This is a genomic window from Leptospira weilii serovar Ranarum str. ICFT (genome assembly GCF_000332415.1).
GTDB classification, from domain to species: Bacteria; Spirochaetota; Leptospiria; order Leptospirales; family Leptospiraceae; genus Leptospira; species Leptospira weilii_A.
The window spans coordinates 125,135-144,945 of the sequence record NZ_AOHC02000021.1; the positions used below are offsets into that span (position 1 = coordinate 125,135).

General features: G+C 43.6%; 21 protein-coding genes. 14 read left to right on the forward strand and 7 right to left on the reverse strand.

Annotated elements, in window-relative coordinates:
- The first annotated feature begins 11 nt into the window (after nucleotides 1-11).
- The 6 genes from LEP1GSC060_RS06190 (at nucleotide 12) to LEP1GSC060_RS06215 (ending at nucleotide 6,277) form a co-directional block, all read left to right on the forward strand.
- Nucleotides 12-1,976, forward strand: a complete 1,965-nt coding sequence (locus tag LEP1GSC060_RS06190) for a hypothetical protein (RefSeq protein ID WP_002998941.1) — start codon at nucleotides 12-14, stop codon at nucleotides 1,974-1,976.
- A gap of 38 nt (nucleotides 1,977-2,014) precedes the next feature.
- On the forward strand, nucleotides 2,015-3,481 hold the full coding sequence (pyk, locus tag LEP1GSC060_RS06195) for a pyruvate kinase (RefSeq protein WP_002999219.1): 1,467 nt from the start codon (nucleotides 2,015-2,017) through the stop codon (nucleotides 3,479-3,481).
- Nucleotides 3,482-3,546: 65 nt separating this feature from the next.
- On the forward strand, nucleotides 3,547-4,221 hold the full coding sequence (locus tag LEP1GSC060_RS06200; RefSeq protein WP_002999175.1) for a YiiX family permuted papain-like enzyme: 675 nt from the start codon (nucleotides 3,547-3,549) through the stop codon (nucleotides 4,219-4,221).
- A 231-nt stretch (nucleotides 4,222-4,452) separates the two neighbouring features.
- The gene (locus LEP1GSC060_RS20725; RefSeq protein WP_002999313.1) at nucleotides 4,453-4,689 is read left to right on the forward strand and encodes an AAA family ATPase; all 237 of its coding nucleotides are present in this window, start codon (nucleotides 4,453-4,455) and stop codon (nucleotides 4,687-4,689) included.
- Nucleotides 4,659-5,630, forward strand: a complete 972-nt coding sequence (locus LEP1GSC060_RS06210) for an AAA family ATPase (RefSeq protein ID WP_002998905.1) — start codon at nucleotides 4,659-4,661, stop codon at nucleotides 5,628-5,630. The genes LEP1GSC060_RS20725 and LEP1GSC060_RS06210 overlap by 31 nt, the downstream gene beginning before the upstream one ends.
- Nucleotides 5,631-5,866: 236 nt before the next feature.
- Complete coding sequence (locus tag LEP1GSC060_RS06215; RefSeq protein ID WP_230458308.1) at nucleotides 5,867-6,277, forward strand: hypothetical protein; 411 nt, start codon at nucleotides 5,867-5,869, stop codon at nucleotides 6,275-6,277.
- Nucleotides 6,278-6,288: 11 nt separating this feature from the next.
- On the opposite strand, the gene LEP1GSC060_RS06220 is transcribed toward LEP1GSC060_RS06215, so the two are convergent.
- Genes LEP1GSC060_RS06220 through LEP1GSC060_RS06230 form a run of 3 tightly spaced genes read right to left on the reverse strand, consistent with a single transcriptional unit; the run spans nucleotide 6,289 to nucleotide 7,215 of the window.
- Complete coding sequence (locus tag LEP1GSC060_RS06220) at nucleotides 6,289-6,546, reverse strand: hypothetical protein (RefSeq protein ID WP_002999275.1); 258 nt, start codon at nucleotides 6,544-6,546, stop codon at nucleotides 6,289-6,291.
- Complete coding sequence (locus tag LEP1GSC060_RS06225) at nucleotides 6,543-6,920, reverse strand: LBF_4227 family protein (RefSeq protein WP_002998778.1); 378 nt, start codon at nucleotides 6,918-6,920, stop codon at nucleotides 6,543-6,545. Before LEP1GSC060_RS06225 ends, LEP1GSC060_RS06220 begins: the two co-directional genes overlap by 4 nt.
- A gap of 16 nt (nucleotides 6,921-6,936) precedes the next feature.
- On the reverse strand, nucleotides 6,937-7,215 hold the full coding sequence (locus tag LEP1GSC060_RS06230; protein ID WP_002999138.1) for a DUF883 family protein: 279 nt from the start codon (nucleotides 7,213-7,215) through the stop codon (nucleotides 6,937-6,939).
- A 239-nt stretch (nucleotides 7,216-7,454) separates the two neighbouring features.
- Here LEP1GSC060_RS06230 and LEP1GSC060_RS06235 point away from each other — a divergent pair, with 239 nt between their 5' ends.
- Together LEP1GSC060_RS06235 and LEP1GSC060_RS06240 are read left to right on the forward strand one after the other, a co-directional pair.
- Nucleotides 7,455-7,868, forward strand: a complete 414-nt coding sequence (locus LEP1GSC060_RS06235; RefSeq protein WP_002999319.1) for a hypothetical protein — start codon at nucleotides 7,455-7,457, stop codon at nucleotides 7,866-7,868.
- Between the two features lie 6 nt (nucleotides 7,869-7,874).
- The gene (locus LEP1GSC060_RS06240; RefSeq protein WP_002998882.1) at nucleotides 7,875-8,165 is read left to right on the forward strand and encodes a 4a-hydroxytetrahydrobiopterin dehydratase; all 291 of its coding nucleotides are present in this window, start codon (nucleotides 7,875-7,877) and stop codon (nucleotides 8,163-8,165) included.
- A 569-nt stretch (nucleotides 8,166-8,734) separates the two neighbouring features.
- Here LEP1GSC060_RS06240 and LEP1GSC060_RS06245 read toward each other — a convergent pair.
- Entirely contained in the window at nucleotides 8,735-9,460 is a 726-nt protein-coding gene (locus LEP1GSC060_RS06245; RefSeq protein WP_002998787.1) for a response regulator transcription factor, read from the reverse strand.
- A 226-nt stretch (nucleotides 9,461-9,686) separates the two neighbouring features.
- Here LEP1GSC060_RS06245 and LEP1GSC060_RS06250 point away from each other — a divergent pair, with 226 nt between their 5' ends.
- Entirely contained in the window at nucleotides 9,687-10,088 is a 402-nt protein-coding gene (locus LEP1GSC060_RS06250) for a DUF4279 domain-containing protein (RefSeq protein WP_002999213.1), read from the forward strand.
- A gap of 104 nt (nucleotides 10,089-10,192) precedes the next feature.
- Here the strand turns inward: LEP1GSC060_RS06250 and LEP1GSC060_RS06255 are convergent, their stop codons facing one another.
- Nucleotides 10,193-10,519 carry a hypothetical protein gene (locus LEP1GSC060_RS06255; RefSeq protein ID WP_002999144.1) on the reverse strand — a complete coding sequence of 109 codons (327 nt, stop codon included), beginning with the start codon at nucleotides 10,517-10,519 and terminating at the stop codon, nucleotides 10,193-10,195.
- Between the two features lie 151 nt (nucleotides 10,520-10,670).
- Between LEP1GSC060_RS06255 and epmA the strand changes: the two genes are divergently transcribed.
- The 4 genes from epmA to LEP1GSC060_RS06275 all read left to right on the forward strand — a co-directional run bounded on the left by epmA (nucleotide 10,671) and on the right by LEP1GSC060_RS06275 (nucleotide 16,845).
- Nucleotides 10,671-11,618: an EF-P lysine aminoacylase EpmA gene (gene epmA / locus LEP1GSC060_RS06260; protein ID WP_002998976.1), complete on the forward strand. Its 948-nt coding sequence runs from the start codon at nucleotides 10,671-10,673 to the stop codon at nucleotides 11,616-11,618.
- Nucleotides 11,619-11,829: 211 nt separating this feature from the next.
- The gene (locus tag LEP1GSC060_RS06265) at nucleotides 11,830-13,107 is read left to right on the forward strand and encodes an OmpA family protein (protein ID WP_036095583.1); all 1,278 of its coding nucleotides are present in this window, start codon (nucleotides 11,830-11,832) and stop codon (nucleotides 13,105-13,107) included.
- 279 nt (nucleotides 13,108-13,386) lie between these two features.
- Nucleotides 13,387-15,660 carry an aconitate hydratase gene (locus LEP1GSC060_RS06270; protein ID WP_002999288.1) on the forward strand — a complete coding sequence of 758 codons (2,274 nt, stop codon included), beginning with the start codon at nucleotides 13,387-13,389 and terminating at the stop codon, nucleotides 15,658-15,660.
- Between the two features lie 534 nt (nucleotides 15,661-16,194).
- Nucleotides 16,195-16,845, forward strand: a complete 651-nt coding sequence (locus LEP1GSC060_RS06275) for an NADPH-dependent F420 reductase (RefSeq protein WP_002998792.1) — start codon at nucleotides 16,195-16,197, stop codon at nucleotides 16,843-16,845.
- Between the two features lie 78 nt (nucleotides 16,846-16,923).
- Here the strand turns inward: LEP1GSC060_RS06275 and LEP1GSC060_RS06280 are convergent, their stop codons facing one another.
- Nucleotides 16,924-18,117, reverse strand: a complete 1,194-nt coding sequence (locus LEP1GSC060_RS06280) for an ankyrin repeat domain-containing protein (RefSeq protein ID WP_002999120.1) — start codon at nucleotides 18,115-18,117, stop codon at nucleotides 16,924-16,926.
- A 124-nt stretch (nucleotides 18,118-18,241) separates the two neighbouring features.
- Between LEP1GSC060_RS06280 and LEP1GSC060_RS06285 the strand changes: the two genes are divergently transcribed.
- A complete protein-coding gene (locus LEP1GSC060_RS06285) occupies nucleotides 18,242-18,763 on the forward strand; it encodes a DUF1564 domain-containing protein (protein ID WP_036095586.1) in 522 nt (173 codons plus the stop codon).
- A gap of 87 nt (nucleotides 18,764-18,850) precedes the next feature.
- Here LEP1GSC060_RS06285 and LEP1GSC060_RS06290 read toward each other — a convergent pair whose 3' ends face one another.
- Nucleotides 18,851-19,801, reverse strand: a complete 951-nt coding sequence (locus LEP1GSC060_RS06290) for a P-loop NTPase family protein (RefSeq protein WP_002999150.1) — start codon at nucleotides 19,799-19,801, stop codon at nucleotides 18,851-18,853.
- Between the last annotated feature and the right edge of the window lie 10 nt (nucleotides 19,802-19,811).

Genomic DNA, 19,811 nt, shown 5'->3' on the forward strand with positions numbered 1-19,811 from the left:
AATGTCATTCCATGTTGGAGCCTCAATCCCGTGAACTCAAAGTAGCGGATTATAATACCGCATTACAATTGACTCAGGCGCTTGAAGCCAGGAACGATTTTCAGTACAAGAAAATTCATAAACTTTTGCTCGTGATCGGCGAGTGGACGGATAAATTCGTAACCAATAGAATTTTGCCCAACGTCGATCAATTGGCAAGGGAACTGGATCTCGACAAAGATAAGGTCTCTCAGTTTCTGAAAGATCTTTGTACGAAATACAATCCCCCCATCGTAAAAAAAATCTGTATGGTGGATTTTAATCCGACCGGAGACGCATCCGACGGTAGGATCGAATCCTGTCTCAAAATGAATCCGGTGTTTGCAAGGCCGCAACCCGCGGACACTTCCACCAGTCATCGATACGTAGACGGAGTAAATCAAATCACGTTTGCTTCCATTCAGCGTTGGGTTAAGGAAAATAGGGTTTTTCCGAGTAGGAAAGAATTTATCAAACGGATTCATTCCGCGATTTCGGAGAATAAACTCTCCGGCACATACGCTTCCACGGAAATCGGAACTCTTTTTAACGATCCTTTCGACATCAACCCGGAACTCAAACAAACCACGGTAAACATCCATCTCAAACCCGTTTTGAAAAAATTGGTTGAACAGAAAATTTTGTTCTTTTTTAGAAACGAACAGGCGCTTAATCCCGGAAATCGTTCCGTGTTTTATTACAACGTCCAGGACGAAATTTTGGCGAGAATCGAAGCATATAAGATTTTTCTAATAGAGAATTTGATTCCCGAATTGCAAAAAATCGGAGCCATCGGAGTTTTAACGGACGAGGAAAAGGAAAATACCCGTTCCCTTGTCAATTCCATCATGCCTTACTTAAGTCCCGCTTATGGAGATCAAAAGACGGCGATGGAAGAACTTCTCGTTCTGATTCGTTTTGAAGAAGAGGACAAGGACAAGAAGGAAAAAGAGGAGAAAAAACTCAAACTGGGCGAAATCGTAGACTACATCAAGTCCGCAAATCGTATCGTGGATCTGAGTTCTCTTCGTTTCCGAGGCCAGCAGATCGAAGAGGATATTCGAGTTCTCGTCGCCAATCACGATCAAATTCTTCATACCGAATTTGCGGACAAGAACACATTGTATAACTACGTTCTTCATAAACTTGCGGTTTCCGGAGCCGTCGAAGCCGCGAAAAAAAACTTCACTTCCACCGGAAACGACACCGAAATCCGGATCTTGGATCGTATGAGGGTGAAAGACATTATCGAGGATAAGGATTTGGCCGCTTCCTTTGATAAGTTGGAATTGTCCAGTTTGTTCAAATATCTTCCTTTTTTTACGAGACTTTGGAGAAACATTTTCGGAAACGTTACGGTTCATAAATCCGAAGTGGAACAGATCCGCGCTCACAATACGATCGAGTTGAACAAACGAGTCGTGGAAGCTCGGAGTAAAAAGATTCAGGAAGACGCGTCCAAACTCGCCGAAAAAAGAGTGAAGGAAAAGGATGCCGCGGAGAAAACCGCGCGCAAACAACAAACGGCAACTAACGTTCCTCGGGAAAAAAGCTCTTCCTCTTCTTCCGTTCCGGTTCCCGCCGATCCTCTCAACGCAAAACTTCTGGAAAGGATTTTTGACATCTTGGACGATTATTGGTCGAACCAACAATATCCGGATCGAAATATTCTTTTGTACGAAATGGACGGTGAGATCGACGAGGACGGTTTGGTCAACTTCCTCAAAAAATTCGGGAAAAACGATATTTTCTCTTTTATGGTGAGGAATCAGGAAGATAAATACACGTTTCCGATTCTTGTTACGAAACGTTACTTGAAGAAAAACGGCAGGAATCTGATCGACAAGGCTTCCGCGATCATCGACGAACAAAAAAAAGCAAGTATGCCCGATCAGGATTTATTCGACTTTTGGATTTCTCTCGAAGCTTTTCTACGCAAAACCATACCTAAAATCTGAATTGTCCTAAGGCCCGTTCTCCCGAATAAAGGTATTACATGAAGAGCGAATCCTCCGTATTTAGAAAAACGAAAATTATCTGTACCATCGGTCCGGCAACCGCCGACAAAAAAATGATTCAAGCGCTTGCCGAGGCCGGGATGAACGTGGCGCGTTTGAACATGTCCCACGGTAACCACGACTTTCATAGAAGTATCATTCGTAATATTAAGTCTCTCAATAAGGACGTTCTGAAAAATCCGATCGCGATTCTGCTCGATACACAAGGACCCGAAATCAGAACGGGGGACCTTCAGGTGGATCATCTGGAGCTAAAGGTGGGCGAGACGTTCACGTTTCATATCATTCCCGGAGAAGAATCCGAGGAACAATCCGTGTTCGTAAACTATAAGGATATCGTTAAGGACTTGAAAGTGGGCGACCCGGTAACCGTGGATAACGGACTGATCAATCTTGTCGTGGAAGAGATCAACGACTCGGCGCTCAAGTGTAAGGTTCTCGACGGTGGAAGATTGGGTTCCCGGAAACACATCAATCTTCCCGGAATTCGAGTCAATCTTCCGTCGATCACTCCGAAGGATCACAAGGATATCCTGTTCGGATTGGAAGAGGACGTGGATTTTATCGCTCTTTCCTTCGTTCGTTCGGCGGAGGACATCAATCAATTGAAACAAATCATCGAGGAAAACGAAGGGCACGCGCAGGTCATCGCAAAGATTGAGGACCAGGAAGCCGTTCGCAACATGAAAGAAATCGTGGCGGTTTCGGACGGTGTGATGGTAGCGAGAGGGGATTTGGGAGTCGAGGTTCCGATCGAAGAATTGCCGATCCTACAAAGAGCCATCATCAAAGAATGTGCTCTCAAAGGAAAACGTGTCATCGTCGCGACCCACCTTTTGGAATCGATGATCAATAACCCTTCTCCGACAAGGGCGGAAGTCACCGACGTGGCAAACGCGGTTTACGAAGAAGCGGACGCGATCATGTTATCCGGAGAAACCGCCGCCGGAAAATTTCCGGTTCGTTGTGTGGAAATGATGGACAAGATCGCACAACGTGTCGAGAAAACGGGCGGAGTGGATTACGTTAAGGATAAAATTCCCCAGGATAAAAAGGAGTATATGGCGAGGTCCGCGGCGGAACTTGCGGATTCTCTAAAATGTCCCGCGATCGTCGTGATCACGAGAAGGGGAACAACGGCGCTTAACGTGGCCGGTTTTCATCCGCATTACCCTTTGATTTACGCGTTTACCAATATGACAACTGTTAGGCGGAAACTCTGGCTTACTCGCGGAGTGATTCCGTATCGAATCGATTTTTCCAGAGATCCCGAAAAAACGATCCGTCTTGCGATTGAAACTCTCAAAAAAGCGGGAAGGCTCGAAGACGGGGATCAGGTTGTGATTCTTTCCGACATCATCGCCGGAGAGGATCGTGTGGAAACGATCCAGATTCGGGAAGTGAAAACGTATTTGGCGATTGAAACGGAAACGATTTTGAAGTAAAGGCAGACGTGAACTTCCCCCGATTCGGTGGGCAGGAGAGTGTAATAAAAAAGGATAAGAAAAGCATGATCAACTGGAAGAAGAAATACCTAAGGAAGTTTTGTTACGCAAGCGGTCCGACTCTCAAAAAAAGATTATTCTTTATCTCGATTTTTTTTGCCTCTTTTCAACTGAACGCCGGGTCTCTCTTTGATAAATTTAAAGAAGGCGATTTAATATTTCAGGAAACTTTTTCAGAACAGGGCAAGGCTATCAAAATCGCAACCAAATCACGATATACACACGTCGGAATAGTGTTTCAATATAAAGAAAAACTAAAAGTTTTAGAAGCAGTCGAGCCGGTAAAGATTACGGAAATCCATAATTTTATTTCAAGAGGAAAGAATAAACATTTTGTAATTAAAAGACTAATCAATGCGGAAACGATTCTAACTGACGAGAAATTAAAATTAATGAAATCCGTTGGGGATAAATATATCGGAAAACATTACGATATTTACTTCAATTGGTCCGATGAAAAACTGTATTGCACGGAATTAGTTTGGAAAATATTTAAGAGAGCCTTGGACATTGAACTTACTGAAGATAAAAGTTTGAAGGATTTTGATTTAAGTAATCCGACAGTTAAGTATTTAATGAAGAAGAGATATGGAAAAAAAATTCCACTCAATGATTTCGTCGTTTCTCCGGCTGATATGTTTTCATCTAAGAAATTAGAAACAATTATGGAAGTAAATTGAAACCGAATCCGGCAAGGTTTGAAGATATTCTTACCGGTATATTTTACCGGGGAAAGGATTTTTAATATTAGAGTTGTTGAAAAATTCAACAGTCGCAATTAACAAAACCGCTTCGATCGCCCATTTCAATGAAACGGAAACAAATGGAGAATTAATTTTTCAACAACTCTATTGAATATTTTGTTCAATCGAACTTGGATAGTGAATTAATTTTATATATGAATTAATCAAATGATTATCAGTAAGGTTCTATTAACAAATTGGAAAAATTTTCGGAAAGCCGAAGTTCGGCTGACGGACCGAATTTTCGTCGTGGGTGCAAACGCTTCCGGGAAATCGAATTTTCTAGACGTCTTTCGATTTTTGCGGGATATTGTTAAACAGGCAGGCGGTTTGCAGTTCGCCGTAGAAAATAGGGACGGCGTTTCGAAAATTCGATGTTTATCGGGCGGGCGTATTCCGGGGTAACCATAGAGGTTCATCTTGCGGATGAAAACGCAACGAATCATAACCCAAGATGGAAATATTTGTTATCCTTTAAACATTCCGGTGGAGGGATAGTTCGAAATCAGGTTTCGATTTTAGAAGAAAGAGTTTTTGACGGGGATAAAAATAAATGGATTTTAGAAAGAAAATCATCGGACGATAAAGAGGATTCCGAAACGTTACGATTCACTTATCTAGAACAAGTAAATTCTAATATTACTTTTCGTGAAATTTACCACTTTTTTCAGGAAATTCAATATCTGCATATCGTTCCTCAATTGATTCGAGATTCGAATTCGTATCAGCTTTCCGCAAATAAAGAGGATTTTTACGGTAGAAATCTTCTCGAAAAAATGAATAAGACGCCGGAACGAACTCGAAATTCTTATTTAAAATTGATCAACGAATTTTTACAAAAATCGGTTCCTCAATTGACCAATATCGGCTTCGTAAAAGATAAAAATGGAATACCTCACCTTGAGGCGATTTACGAGCATTGGCGTACAAAGGGAGCCAAACAAAGAGAAGGTCAATTTTCCGATGGAACATTGCGATTGATCGGGTTTATGTGGGCTCTTTTAGATACACAAGGAACGTTCTTGTTGGAAGAACCCGAGTTGTATCTTCATTCCGCTATCGTAAAACTTTTACCTGAATTTATCGGTAAACTACAGAGAAGAAAAGGGAAGGTGAGGCAGGTTATTATTTCCACTCATAGTTATGAAATTCTAAGTGATGAGGGCATTAGCGGCGATGAGACGATCGTATTGATTCCGACGGAGGAAGGAACCGAGATTAAACTTGCGATGGAAATCGAAGAGATTAAATCTTTTCTTGGTGCGGGATTTAATATGGCCGAAGCGGTGATTCCCAGAATTGCTCCCAAGGAAATTCACAAAATTCTCAAAATTCAAAGTAATTGAAAAGTAATTGAAAAGTAATTGAGAGTAAGATGAAAATCGATATTGCCGGGGAAGATTTAGTAACGCAAGAAATCATCGTTAGAATTCTCAAAGATTAAAGAAATGACTTGGAAATAGGCGCTCGAATTCCGGCGCGCGGATCGCAGATTAAGGATATTTCTCGTAAACTAAATCGAGTTTCTACCCCTACGATTTTATTAACTGATTTAGACAGTTATTTATGTGCTTCGGTTCTGATGAACGATTGGTTATGCGGAGATTCTCTGAGGGACCATCTTCTTTTCCGGGTCGCATGTGATGAAGGGGAAAGTTGGTTGATGTCGGACGTTTCGGGTTTCTCTAAATGGCTTTCCATCGATAAAGATCTGATTCCTCAAGTAAGTTCGAAGGATAAAAAAAGACCGGATTGTGTGGAGTTGAATTTTAATTTCAAACCGAGCCTTTATTGGATGCGAGAACTTGCAACTCGTAGTTCGGATACGATATTACGCGAGAAATTAATTCCGAAAGTGTATGCTAAAAAAGGTCCTGAATATAACTCGGCGCTTTTGCCTTTTATACAAAACATTTGGAATATCGAGGAGGCAAAACAAAATTCATACAGTCTGCGAAGAGCGGTTGAACGTATTCAAAAATTTCAATTATAAAACCTCCCGTTTTATTTTTCCTCCGAAGATACGTTATCCGGCACTTTCAGAAAGGATTGTAGAAATTCCCCCATACCCAATTTGTCGAGGGCGTCCACAATCATTCCCGTATAGTGGATCGAAGACTGAAATTTTTCGAACTCCAAACGTACTCTGAGTTTCTGAATGTGGAGATAGAGTTTTAGTTCCTCCAAACTCATATCGGAAGGATCTTTTCCTAAAAAACGATCGCTTCCGTCGAACGGATTTAGATCCGGAAATTCCTTCATGATCGATCCTTAATTTTCAGGGAAGACGCCGCCATCCAAAGAAAGATCAACGCTAAAAAAAAACTCAGTCCACCGGCGCCTAGGCTCGAAAGGAGAAGGTCCCCCTCGGTGATTCTATGGAGGAAAACGAAAAAGGCTCCTAAAAAACCGACGAAACCGAACACGAGAAAGAAAAGAGCCATCTTAAAAAAAATATAGGCTTGGATTCCGGTTTGAAATCGTTTGATTAAGAATTTTTTTCCATAGAGGAGTAAGGTTTGGAAGTATTCCAGAATGGAATCGACCAATGCGAGGAAATGAGATTTAAGATCGTTTCCTTTTTTCGTATATTCGTTATTATACGATTCCCTTTCCGATTTTCTTTTTTTTGTCATTTGTATTCGCGGTTTTTTATTTTCTGCGGACGAGCATTCCTACAAGGAGTCCGATTCCAAGTCCTACTCCGAGTCCGATCAACGCCGCCTTCTGAGGATTTTCCTTGATGTAGGTTCCGGTTTCGTCGATGATTTGTTTCGCTTTTTCGGACGTATCGCCGGAGATTTGTTTGATTTTTTCCTTAAAATCGGATACGTGCTCTAAGTATTCTTCCCGTGCCTTTCCCGTAATTCTTTTCGCTTTGTCTTTTAAGGATTCTACTTCTTCGTTAAAATCTTCCGTTTTGGATGTCATGTTTGTTTCCTCTCGATTCTTTTTCCAAGTTTTCCATCATGGAATCAACCACTTTCGTCGTTTTGGACGTAGGTTTTTCTCTCGAATTCTAAGGTCTAATGAAAAGAATGGAAAAATTCATTTCAGAAAATGCGTAAATGTCGCCGATTTTTAGATCGTTTAAGGTTTGAATCGCAAGAGACGGAACGTTTCGATTTTCGACGTGGAAATTTTTTATATCTTAAGATCAGGACAAACATATGAATTGGATCGGTAAGCTGGTTCGTCTGAGAAGACGTCAAAAACAAAGAATCTTCAATAGGGCGTATCGACAGGCTTTGAAGTTGATGAAAAAAGAATTCAAAGCGGAAAGAGAACGTCATCTTCAAGCGGAGAAGGAACTCGAAAAATATTACAGAAAAGACGTGGACTCCGAGGCTAAAAAAACCAGAAAGAAAATTCAGGAGCTCGACAACTTTAAACTTTTGTTGGAAAGAAGAGAGATGGAGTTGGATTCCAAGATCGTGTTCCTGAACGAACAACTCCAAAAGATCGAGGAACTCAAAGCGAGAATGGACGGCGCGGTCAATCTGATGGCGAGAGCCGGTTCGCTTTCCAACGGAGCCGTAGACGACGCGGAAAAGATCAAACAAACCCTCAAAAAGGTTTTGTAAATTCGTATGAACGAGTCGGAACTGAAAAACCTGAGAGAAAGGATTCCTTCCGGTTGGGAAATTAAGTTCCGAGAGAACGTTCCGTTTTTATTCAAAACGTTTTCGTTTCAAACCTACTTGGCCGGTGTGGAATTTGTGAACGCGCTTGCGAACGTCGCCGAAAGGTTGAACCATCATCCGGATCTTTTCTTAAGTTATCGAAAAGTTGCCGTGGAAATTTTCACCCATTCCAAAAATACGATCACCGACTTGGATCTTCGTTTTGCGGAAGAAGCCGAAAAGGTTTTTAAATATTAAGAGTTTGTCCGCCAACCGTACGATTTTATCGGAATGACCGAAAACCCCGAGATTGTTTTACCGATTCCTATAAGATCGAGTACCGTTTATTTTTATTACAAAATACGGTTTTAATGCAAAATATTAGGAACTCGTCCCAAAACATACGAAAATTGCGGAAATGAATGTGATGCCGAAAAAACTCGAGACGTTTTGCGACAAACTCGAAACAAAAAGCCCGTCTCAAAAACTCCCTTAATTTTCATATTTTCTAATATTCGAGAAATTTGAATTTCGAAACCGTTCCGTCGTTCTCTAATTTTTTTTAGTTCCAAGACGAGCCCGCGTTAGGGATCGATGCGGAGTCAAGTTATTGAAGGATGTGACGGATAACGTATATCGGAAATACACAATAACTTGACTGAAGCGGAGAGCCCGGGCCGCGGAGCGGCAACGCCGATCGTTTATACGAATCGATTCAACGTTCGACAACGTATAAAAAAAGCCCGGTGAATTTTGAATTCCCGGGCTTTACCTTAGGATCGACACAAACCGCGTCGATACCGTTGTTCTTTTGCGTGAATCGAACTTTATTCCGGAATTACGATGTTATCGTAATTGTCGGTGAATCTATAACCGATTCCCCAGATCGTTTCGATCCATTCGGGTTGAGCCGAATTTTTTTCCAGTTTGGAACGAATCCTTTTCACGTGAGAATCGATCATCCTTTCAAACCCGTCCCATTCCATTCCCCAAACCGCTTCCAGGATCATTTCTCTGGAAAAAACTTTTCCGGGAGAAGCGGCCATCAGTTGCAGGATATCGAATTCTTTTCTGGAGATGTTTACGATATTGTCTTTGAGTGTGACTCTTCTGCGAACCGGATCGATTTTCAACGCGCCTCGAATGATTTCACCGCTGGCGCCGACGTTCGGTTTGATTCCCGCCTTTTTATCCCATCTGCGGAAAAAAACGTCCACTCTCGTTTTCAGTTCGCGGACGGAAAAGGGTTTTGTAATGTAATCGTCCGCGCCCAATTCGAGTCCCATGATTCTGTCGATTTCCTCGTTTCTTGCCGTTACGATGAAAATGGGAGTATTCTCGTCGTTTCGTCTAACGGTTCTACAAACTTCGATTCCATCTATGTCGGGAAGAGAAAGATCTAAGATAACCATGTCAGGATGATTTGCTTTGTAGAATTTGAGACCTTCTTCTCCGCTCGTTTGTAAAGTGGTGGAGTAGTGCGCCGAATCCAGGGATTTGCGTATTAAATTTCCGATATCCGGATCGTCTTCGATGACTAAAATTGTTTTCATTAGAGAGCTCCGCAAGAGAATTAGAGGATAAAATTACCTTATCTGCAACAGATAAAACCGATGAAATGTTAATAAAGGAATTTTTTTTGTTCGCCATATTTTTACCGGATATTCAAACGATTTTCGATTTTGAACATTCACCTTTGTTTGGATACAGGTGGTAAAACCGTGGTTTGTGTTAAATTAATATCAAATATCATTAAAGTTCGAGAGTGTGTAAAAAACTATGAGTAATCGTCAGACCCATCCGCTCACTTGGGTGATCCTTTCGGTAAACGAAGACGGTCTCGACTCGGAGTCCGTTACGCGCGAATTGGATCTCAAACCCGATTTCAGTACTCCGATATCCGCCACCGATAAGGAAGGAAAACCTCTCGGCTTCGGTCACTGGCAACTTCATTCCACGTTGGATGCGCGGGCTCCTTTGGAAGATCATATCCTTCAGATCTTGGAGAAGGTTCTTCCTTCCCGTCATAAGGTGAAAGAGTTTTCGGCGGAACATTCTCTTTGTTTGTATGTTTCCGTGGAGTTTTCGGATTCCTCTTTACAGGAAACGGAAATTCCTTCCCGCCTTCTTTTACTTTTGGGAAACTTAGGGATCAAGTTGGTCTTTCAGGCGTGGCATTAGTGGTTAGAATTCAGAAATCAGGGAGATTTTCGTAAAAGGGTGATTAGACTTTAACAAAGTATGATTTTTCTCTTCTGTAAATTTTCTGAAATCGGAAGAGTCGATCAAAGGATCAGAACAACTCTGTCCATTCTATAGAATTGAATCAATTTTTTAAACGAGGCGCCGGCTCCGGATACGACGAGGGTTCGGTTTTTCTGTCTCAGATCGAACGCAAAGGAAAGGAGTTTCATCACCACGGAAAGCGGTAAAACCTTGACTCCGCCCAGATTGATTTTGACATGAAGATTGGATTGATAGAATACGAGTGCGAGTACTGATTTGAATTCGTCAAATTCAACCTCGTCAAAGGAAGAGATGAGAGGAGTCACTTCCGTGGTCTGACGGTTTCTGCGAATTTCAAAACGTTCGTATTTCCGTATCGGATTCATATTTCGATCTTTCCGAAAATTCGGCTGACTTTTCTTTATCATAAAATCGTACTTTTGCAAGTAAAAAGTCACATTGGAATTCCGACGACGTTTTAGACGACGTTTTAGAGAAAAGGAGTTCCTATTCTCCTAGAGGAAAACAAAAGGTCAAATGAATGAGTTGAGTCAGGATATTTTAATCCGAAGAGCCAAGTTCTTATCCGTCCTTCGAAAATTTTTCGAAAAAAAAAATTATTTGGAAATGGACACTCCTTGTTTGAAAGCGGTTCCTTCCATGGAACCCTACCTGGATCCTTTTGTAGTCCGCTCTCCTTCCGGAAAAGAAAAGGGATATTTGATTACGTCTCCCGAATATTCTCTTAAGGAAATTCTTTCCAAGGGTTTGGAAAGAATCTACGAAATTACGCATACGTTTCGTTCCGGCGAGGAAGGAAGTCCGTTTCATAGCGCCGAGTTTTTGATGCTCGAATTTTATACGGTCGGAATTTCTTTGGAAGGTCTGATGGATTTTTGTACGGAACTTTTGGAAGTTCTGGATTTGGAATTTTATTCTTTCGGTTTTGACCCAAACAAGGTTCGCAGAATGTCCGTGGAAGAAGCCTTCCGTAAATACGCCCGCTGTGGAGTTTCCAAGTCGGAACTCGATCGAGTGATTTCCGAACACAAACTGAGCGAAATCCCCGCGGAAAAAAGAGCAACCGAAGATTCGTTTTTTATTGTATTCTTAAATCTTGTGGAGGCGCATCTACCCGAAGGGTTTACGTTTTTATACGATTACCCGCCCGAGTTGGCGGCGCTTTCCAAGATCGAATCCGGTTTTGCGAAACGTTTCGAACTCTATTACGGAAACCTGGAATTGGGAAACGCATTCGAAGAATTAACCGATCCGATCGAACAAGTTTCCCGGTTTCGATCCGAACAGAATCTCAGAAAAAATCTGGGTAAAGAAGTATTCGCCATCGATTCCGGTCTGGAACGTGCGCTTCAAGAGGGAATTCCGAACTCTTGCGGGATTTCGATCGGATTGGATCGACTTCTTCTTTGTATTCTGGGCGGAGGTTCGCTCCGAGAAATCAGTCCGTACTACGGAAAATTCTGAACTTTCGGATCGAGACAACTCAGCAGACATAACCAACCCCACAAGTATTTGGATCTGAAGATAAATCTGTCGGAAAACCTGAAAAATATCGGTTTTTGATCCTTATGATACAGAATCCTGACTAACTTGTGGGGCCTCCCTATGGATCGGCGTTTAGAGTCAATTTCCGAATCATTGATACCGAATTTATAAAATGAGAATCAACTTTTGGTTGCAGGGAATGAATTCTTCCCTAAATTTTGATGCGGCGGAAAAGATTATGGCGAAAAAAGAAAACTACTACGTTACGATTCAAGGTAGAAAGTACGATCGTGAGTTGATTGAACTTGCACAGGAATGTATTTCCGGCAAACGAGACGGTAGGATTTCCGTGAATGACGCGAAACATCTTTTAAAAGCGGTTCAGGATAACGGCAGTTATACGGACATCGAAAAAGATACGATCGAATACATCCGCGAGAATTATAAATTCACCGAAAAGTCGGACCAATGGTTCCGTACGGAAATCCGCAAATGGGCCGCTAAAAAAGGTCAGGAATCGAAAAAGAAGGGGGCTTCCGAATCGATCCTGATCGACGACGCACAAGCTCCGGACGCGAACTTTCGGGAGGAATACAAAAACGAGAGCGTTTACGAATCTCCTTTAAAGGATTATACGAATTACATTCCGACTCCCTCGGCAAAACCGCATCTGAAAAAAGACAAAACCGTTCCGACCCTGATTTTTTTATCCGGTCTTCTGATTCTCACCGGACTGATCTATTTTTTCTGGAGCTTATTCTCCGTCGAAAACTCCGAAAAAGCGGCAACGATCAAAACGCAACCGACAATCCTAAACGCAAAAGAAACGGCAAAAATGAAAATGAAATCGGTCGCCGTAAAAACAACGGAAGATCCGGCTTCTTCTTTGAAAAAAAAAGAAGTTTCCGCTGAAACGGTAAAAGAAACCGTAAAGGCAAGGGTTCCGTCGAAAGAAAAAAAGAAAAACGAATCGGAAGTTGCAAAAGTTCCCATTTTCAAAATGAAAAAGAAAGAAGAGCCGGAAGCCGCGAAAGCAATGGTTTCCAAAACGGAAAAAAATGTAGAATCCGAATCTTCTTTCTCCTGGTTTGGAAAAGACGAAGACGCTCCGTCTTCCCATCTCCGGTTTAGAGAAATCGAATCCAAAGTGATCCGCTTTGAAAAGAACAGCATTCAGGTTCATAAAAAATCGAGATCGGGTCTCGACCGACTGGCCCGTTGGATGAAAGAAGACGCTTCCATTCGAGTCAAAATCATCGGCCACACTTCTCTGGAAGGAACCGAAGAAGTCAATCGTAAGGTTTCCCTTCTTCGCGCGGAAATGGTTCGCGATTATATCGCGGGTAACGGAATTTCCAAGGATCGTTTCGAAATCATTCCCAAAGGTGCGAGTGTTCCGATCGGAGACAACTCCAAGGAAGAGGGAAAAGAAATGAACCGACGCGTCGAACTTAGAATTCGTAACTGATCGTTTGAAAATTTCCGGAGAATGTCCTTGGGTTTCTTTTTTCTTCCGATAAGCCGTTGCAGTGCGGGAACTCGAACATTCTCAAAATCTTATTTTTCAACCTTCCTTTGAAAAATCCTATACAAACTAAATGCTTGCAACAGCATGATTTTATAACTTGTCCCTACCACCAAGGCTGCCGACTCCAAAGCGCACCGCTTGAACCTGTCTAAGGTTCTTGTCCGACTCGATGAACTTCAGGGCATTCTCTTGGGACGGGCAACCATTACGGAGAAAACAATGGCATTCGATATAGAAATGATTCGCGCCCGATACGCTAAGATCGGGGATCTAGTTACAAAAGCGAGAAACGTTGTTGGAAGACCTCTGACTCTTACCGAAAAAATTCTTTATTCCCATCTTTGGGAAGGCGAACCAAAAGCCGCCTACGAAAAAGGAAAGTCTTACGTTGACTTCGCTCCCGATAGAGTTGCGATGCAGGACGCTACGGCCCAGATGGCTCTCTTGCAGTTTATGTCTGCGGGAAGAAATACGGTAGCGGTTCCGTCCACCGTTCACTGCGATCACTTGATCCAAGCAAAAGACGGAGCGGCTGAAGATTTAAAAACCGCTAATACTGTGAACAAGGAAGTGTATGATTTTCTTTCTTCCGTTTCCAACAAATACGGGATCGGTTTCTGGAAACCGGGCGCGGGGATCATTCACCAAGTGGTTTTGGAAAACTACGCGTTTCCGGGTGGGATGATGATAGGAACCGATTCTCATACCGTAAACGCGGGCGGTCTCGGGATGATCGCGATCGGCGTAGGAGGCGCAGACGCGGTGGACGTGATGGCGGGTATGGCCTGGGAATTAAAATTTCCGAAACTCATCGGTGTGAAACTTACCGGTAAACTTTCCGGTTGGGCTTCCGCAAAGGACATCATCTTAAAGGTTGCGGGAATCCTTACCGTAAAAGGCGGAACCGGTGCGATCGTGGAATACTTCGGAGAAGGCGCCGACAGTCTTTCCTGCACGGGTAAGGGAACGATTTGTAACATGGGCGCGGAGATCGGAGCGACTACTTCCGTGTTCGGTTACGATCAAAACATGAAAGAATATCTTTTAAAGACGAACCGCAAAGACGTCGCGGAACTCGCGGATAAAATCGCGGAACACTTAAACGGTGACAAAGAAGTTTACGCGGATCCCGCCAAATACTTCGATCAAGTCATAGAGATCAACTTGTCGGAACTCGAACCTTATATCAACGGACCTTTCACTCCCGACCTTGCGACTCCTCTTTCCAAATTTAAGGAAGCGGTTCGAACAAACGGTTGGCCGACTAACTTGGAAGTGGGTCTGATCGGTTCCTGCACAAACTCTTCTTACGAAGACATTACCCGTGCGGCTTCCGTTGCGAAACAAGCGGCCGAGAAAAATCTGGAAGTCAAAGCGGAATACACGGTGACTCCGGGTTCGGAGATGATCCGTTATACGATCGAAAGAGACGGTTTGATCAAAACTTTCTCCGATATCGGAGGAGTGGTTCTTGCAAACGCGTGTGGTCCTTGTATCGGTCAATGGAGCCGTCATACGAACGACCCCGAAAGAAAAAATTCCATCATCACTTCGTTTAACAGAAATTTTGCGAAACGAAACGACGGTCTCGCGGGAACCCACGCGTTTGTCGCGTCACCCGAAATCGTGACCGCGTTTGCGATCGCCGGAACCTTGGATTTCAATCCTCTTACGGATTCTTTGAAAAGCAAGGACGGAAAAGACGTTAAACTCGATCCGCCTACGGGTCTTGACTTTCCTCCGAACGGTTTTGACGTAAAGGACGCAGGTTTTATCGCGCCCGCCGCGGACGGTTCCCAGGTAAACGTTGCGGTCGATCCAAAGTCGGATCGTCTTCAGTTGCTTTCTCCGTTTGCTCCTTGGGAAGGAAACGACTTAAAAGGTTTGAAACTTCTGATCAAAGCAAAAGGAAAATGTACCACCGATCATATTTCGATGGCGGGTCCTTGGTTGAAATACAGAGGTCACTTGGATAATATTTCCAATAACCTTTTGATCGGAGCGGTTAACGCGTTTAACGATAAAACCAACGAAGTAAAAAATCAGTTGTCCGGCGCTTACGAACCCGTTCCTCAAACTGCGAGAGCGTATAAAACAAAGGGAATCGGTTCGGTTGTCGTAGGAGACGAAAACTACGGGGAAGGTTCTTCCAGGGAACACGCGGCCATGGAACCGAGACATCTCGGAGCCAGAGCGGTTCTCGTTAAATCCTTTGCGAGAATTCACGAGACCAACCTGAAAAAACAGGGAATGCTCGCTCTTACGTTCGCGGATAAGGCGGATTACGATAAGATTCAGGAAGAGGATTCCATTGACATTCTCGGTTTGACTTCGTTCCGGGAAGGAGCTCCTCTGGCTCTCGTATTACACCACAAAGACGGTTCTTCTCATGAGATTCAGGTAAATCACACGTTTAACACGCAACAGATCGCTTGGTTCAAAGCGGGTAGCGCGCTCAACTTAATCAGCGAAGAACAAAGGAAAAAAGGGTAATCGTACTGGCGTTAGGGATTAGGAGCTTTTCTGAATATGCAGGTTTCAAGTCGCTAGGGGCTAGGAGTTAGGTATTAGGAGCTTTTTTGAATATGCAAGTTAGGGATTAGGGATTAGGGGTTAGGGATTAGGAGAGTTTTTCTGAATATTCCAATTTCATTGTGTTTCAACGAAACCGAGTCCGGGCTTTTTAACAGTAAAATCCCTCGGCGAAGGGGTAGCGGGTTTCAAGTCGTTAGTCGTTAGTCGCTAGGAGTTAGGCATTAGGAGTTTTTCTGAATATGCAGGTTTCAAGTCGCTAGGGGCTAGGAGTTAGGTATTAGGAGCTTTTCTGAATATTCCAATTTCATTGTGTTTCAATGAAACCGAGTCCGGGCTTTTTAACAGTAAAATCCCCCGGCGAAGGGGTAGCGGAATCCAGAGCTTGAATACACCATTAAACATTGCTAAATTAGAGAAACAGCAAGCTCGGGATGAAGCGCGGGGAAGGCTTTCCCCGCCTCTGAATTCTAACTACTGGTTATAGGAGAAACTATGAAAGGAAAAAAAATTGGAATTTTAGGCTCCGGTGTCGTCGGTCAGGCTCTCGCGGACGGATTTTTAAAATACGGGGCTACAGTGAAGGTCGGCACGAGAGATTCCGGAAAACTCAAGGATTGGTTATCCAAGGCCGGAGCGGGGGCCTCAATCGGGACCTTTGCGGAAGCCGCCGCCTTCGGAGAGATTTTGATTCTGTCTGTGAAAGGGAACATCGCCTCGGACGTGTTGAAGTTGGCCGGATTCGATTCGTTAAGCGGAAAGACGATCATCGATACCACCAATCCGATTTCGGATGAACCTCCGCAAAACGGCGTGTTGAAATTTTTCACATCATACAATGAATCTCTAATGGAGCAACTTCAGAAACAAATACCGAATGCGAATTTCGTAAAGTGTTTTAGCTCCGTCGGAAACGCTCTGATGGTAAACCCTCGGTTGAAGGACGGTAAACCGAGTATGTTTATCTGTGGAAACGACGACTCCTCCAAAAAACAAGTGAAGGAAATTTTGGATTTGTTCGGATGGGATACGGAAGATATGGGAAAAATGGAAGCCGCGAGAGCCATCGAACCTCTTTGTATTCTCTGGTGTATTCCGGGGCTTTTATCCCAATCCTGGACGCACGCGTTTAAACTTTTGAAATGATCGTATCTTCCGAAATTTGACGGATTTTTTCAACGTTATGCACTGTTTCCAAAATCGATCCGACGTTTGGATCGACATTTAAGGTTTCGGTTTAACGGAAGTCGATCGGGACTTGGTTCCTCCCGCCGCTTCGAGAAGGGGGATTATCTCGGTGCGTTCGTAAGCGGTCGCTAAGGAAAGCGCCGTATATCCGTCCACTTGATAGTTCGGATCGGCTTTCTTATTCAAAAGAAGTTTTGTCAGTTCGGGAAGATCGAAATATACGGAGAGATGGAGTATTCTCCAACCTTTGTTTTCCGCGTTCGGGTCCGCTCCTTCGTTTAACAATTTGGCCGCGGTCTTTAAATCTTTTTTATATACCGCTTTGATAAGAGCTGTGTTCTTTGCGGTTTGTTCCTCCGGGGTTAAGGTCGTCTGCGTGTTGTTATACGAAGGTTTATCGGTTATGCGAGCGTTCGGATTTCCCGCAAACGCGTAGTCGAAGACTACTTTGGATTCCATTTTTCCTTTATGATAGAATAATTTTCCGTTCGAATCGGTAGGGTGATCTATTTTTGTCACTTCGGAAAGATTTGTCTGAGTGTCGTAGACGGAACCGAACGTTTTATCCGTAAAAAGTTCTGCGATTATACTCTGAGCCGTCCAAGGAGCCCATGTCGCATAATATCCTTGAAAACCCGCTTTTAAAAAAGGTGCGGAATACATGGATACCCTGTGTTTCGTTTCTTCGGCGTCTATAATTCCCATGTCGTAAGCCATGTTCCCCGCGGTAAAACAAGCGCCTAAGAATATTACGATCGCACCGGGCGCAGGTTTGAGTGTGTTTTCGACGTCTTCATTGGAAACGAATTTTCCCTTCAACGCAAAACCTCCCACATACTTTTGATGATAGGGGGTTTGGGTCAGGTTGCTTCCGATTCCGTGTCCGGCGTAAAGAACCAGGTCGGTTCCTTGGATCGATCCTTGGATCTGCTCCCATGAGTTCTTGGGACTATAATATTCGATTACTTGAATGCCTCTTGCTCGAAGAACCTTTGCGATATCCTGCATATTCTTAATATAACCTAACGTTCCCCGTCCGTTGTCTCCGTCTACGTCTCCCACGATTACGACCGCGCGAAATCCCGAGCCTGCAATTGTCGCGTCCGGAAGGTTCGCTCGTTTGGATATCTTGAGGAGAGTTTCTCCGATCGCGTGATTGGGATGTTCTCCCGTTTCCGCGAAGAGGGGGATCGTGATTAAGAAAATGAGAATGGTTTTCGTAAGATTCATAGGGAAAGTAGAATAGGAAATAAATTTCCTATGTCAAGGAGAAGTGTCGTTGATTTTCGGAGTTTGGTCTAAAAAAATTTCGGAAATTCGCTCCGTTGTGTTCGTTTCGAGAACCGTACTGTGTATGGAAATGTTATGGTTTGCTTCCGGTAAGAAAATTGAATCCGCTTTGATTGAGGGTTCGTTGGGTTTGGATTCTCTTTTGGTCCCGTTTACTTATTGGGATCGTTTGAGTCGGGAAGAGAAGAAAATCCTTCCAAAGCGGCTTCCGTCTCTGTTACGAAGATACGGGAAATACATTGCGGCGATGAAACGTCTTCATTTCAGGGCGGGTAAAATCAAATACAACCGGGGAGTGGGGAAAATGAAAAAGTTAAGCATTCGTGTAAATACCGGGACTTGGGCGATGTTAGGCGCGCTTGCGGCGGCGCACGGGGTATCGCGATGTTATCTTTTTAATTATATGCTTTGGTTGGAAGACGTTGGCGTCGGAGATTCTATCGTGGAAACTTTAAATAGAGGAGTTCCTAGTTTTCACCGGACTTACAGGATGATCTGGACGCTCGATTTACAGCAAAATCTAATATCCAGGGAATTGAAATTCAAACCGAACCCGATGGTCGAACGCTACCGCCGAGGTTCCTAAGAAGCGGGACTTCGATCGATCCGTGAAGGTCCGCCTAAGTCCCGTAAGGTGAACTAACTTCCACGTCGATGTCGATTCAAAAACCGACTAAAAATTCAGATTCTTTCGAATTTCCCGAAGGGCCATTCCTTCCAGAGTTTCAAAATTTTCGGAATTAGAAAAGGGGAGAGATTCGATGATCTTCAGACCGAAATTACCAAACTCGTTTTTGATCCACTTCTTGAGTTGTAGAACCGTTTCTTTAGAACGATCACCCGTGGGTTTTGCCTTACGGATAAAATCCAAAAGCTCGGAAATTCCAACCTTTGTTTTGCTGGAAGTTTTAAAAACCGGCGGCAGGTTTTTCCCCGGCATAATATCTTTTAGAAATTCCAAGGTCGTGATCAACATGTGATAACTGGAGTTCGCCAGAGCTACCTCGTCGCATTTGTTCAGAATGAAAGAATCCGGAACTTCCATGATCCCACTTTTCATAAACTGAACCTGATCCCCGCCTAACGGCTGTAAAACGAGAAAGGAAAGGTCGACCAGTTTGGAAACTTCGATTTCATTCTGACCGATCCCGACCGTTTCGATAAACACGTAACGAAAAAAACAACGCAAAAGACGGATGACGTGATACGTGTACGGATTGACACCGCCTAACTCCAATTGGCTGGGTTGAGAACGGAAATAAATTCGTTTCTCACGCGCCGGAAGGGAAAGACGCGTTCGATCACCTAACAAAGAACCGCCGGAGATATGACTCGAAGGATCGATCGCGACAATCGCCATCGTTTCCCCGTTATCCGATTTTAGAAACTGAGTCGCGAGTTCACCGAGAAGGGACGATTTCCCAGCGCCTGGAGTTCCCGTAAAACCTACTGTGAGAGAATTCCGTCCGGTAAACCCGTGCGCCGCAAGAGCCTCGAAAAGATTTTTTCTAAACTCGAAAGAATCCGGTCTTTCCAAACCGGAGATGAGTTTTGCGAGAGGGAATTTTTCTCCCTCCCGCGCTCCAGCAATGAGATCCGCGAGATCTTCTTTGGAATGTTTCACTACCTTATCC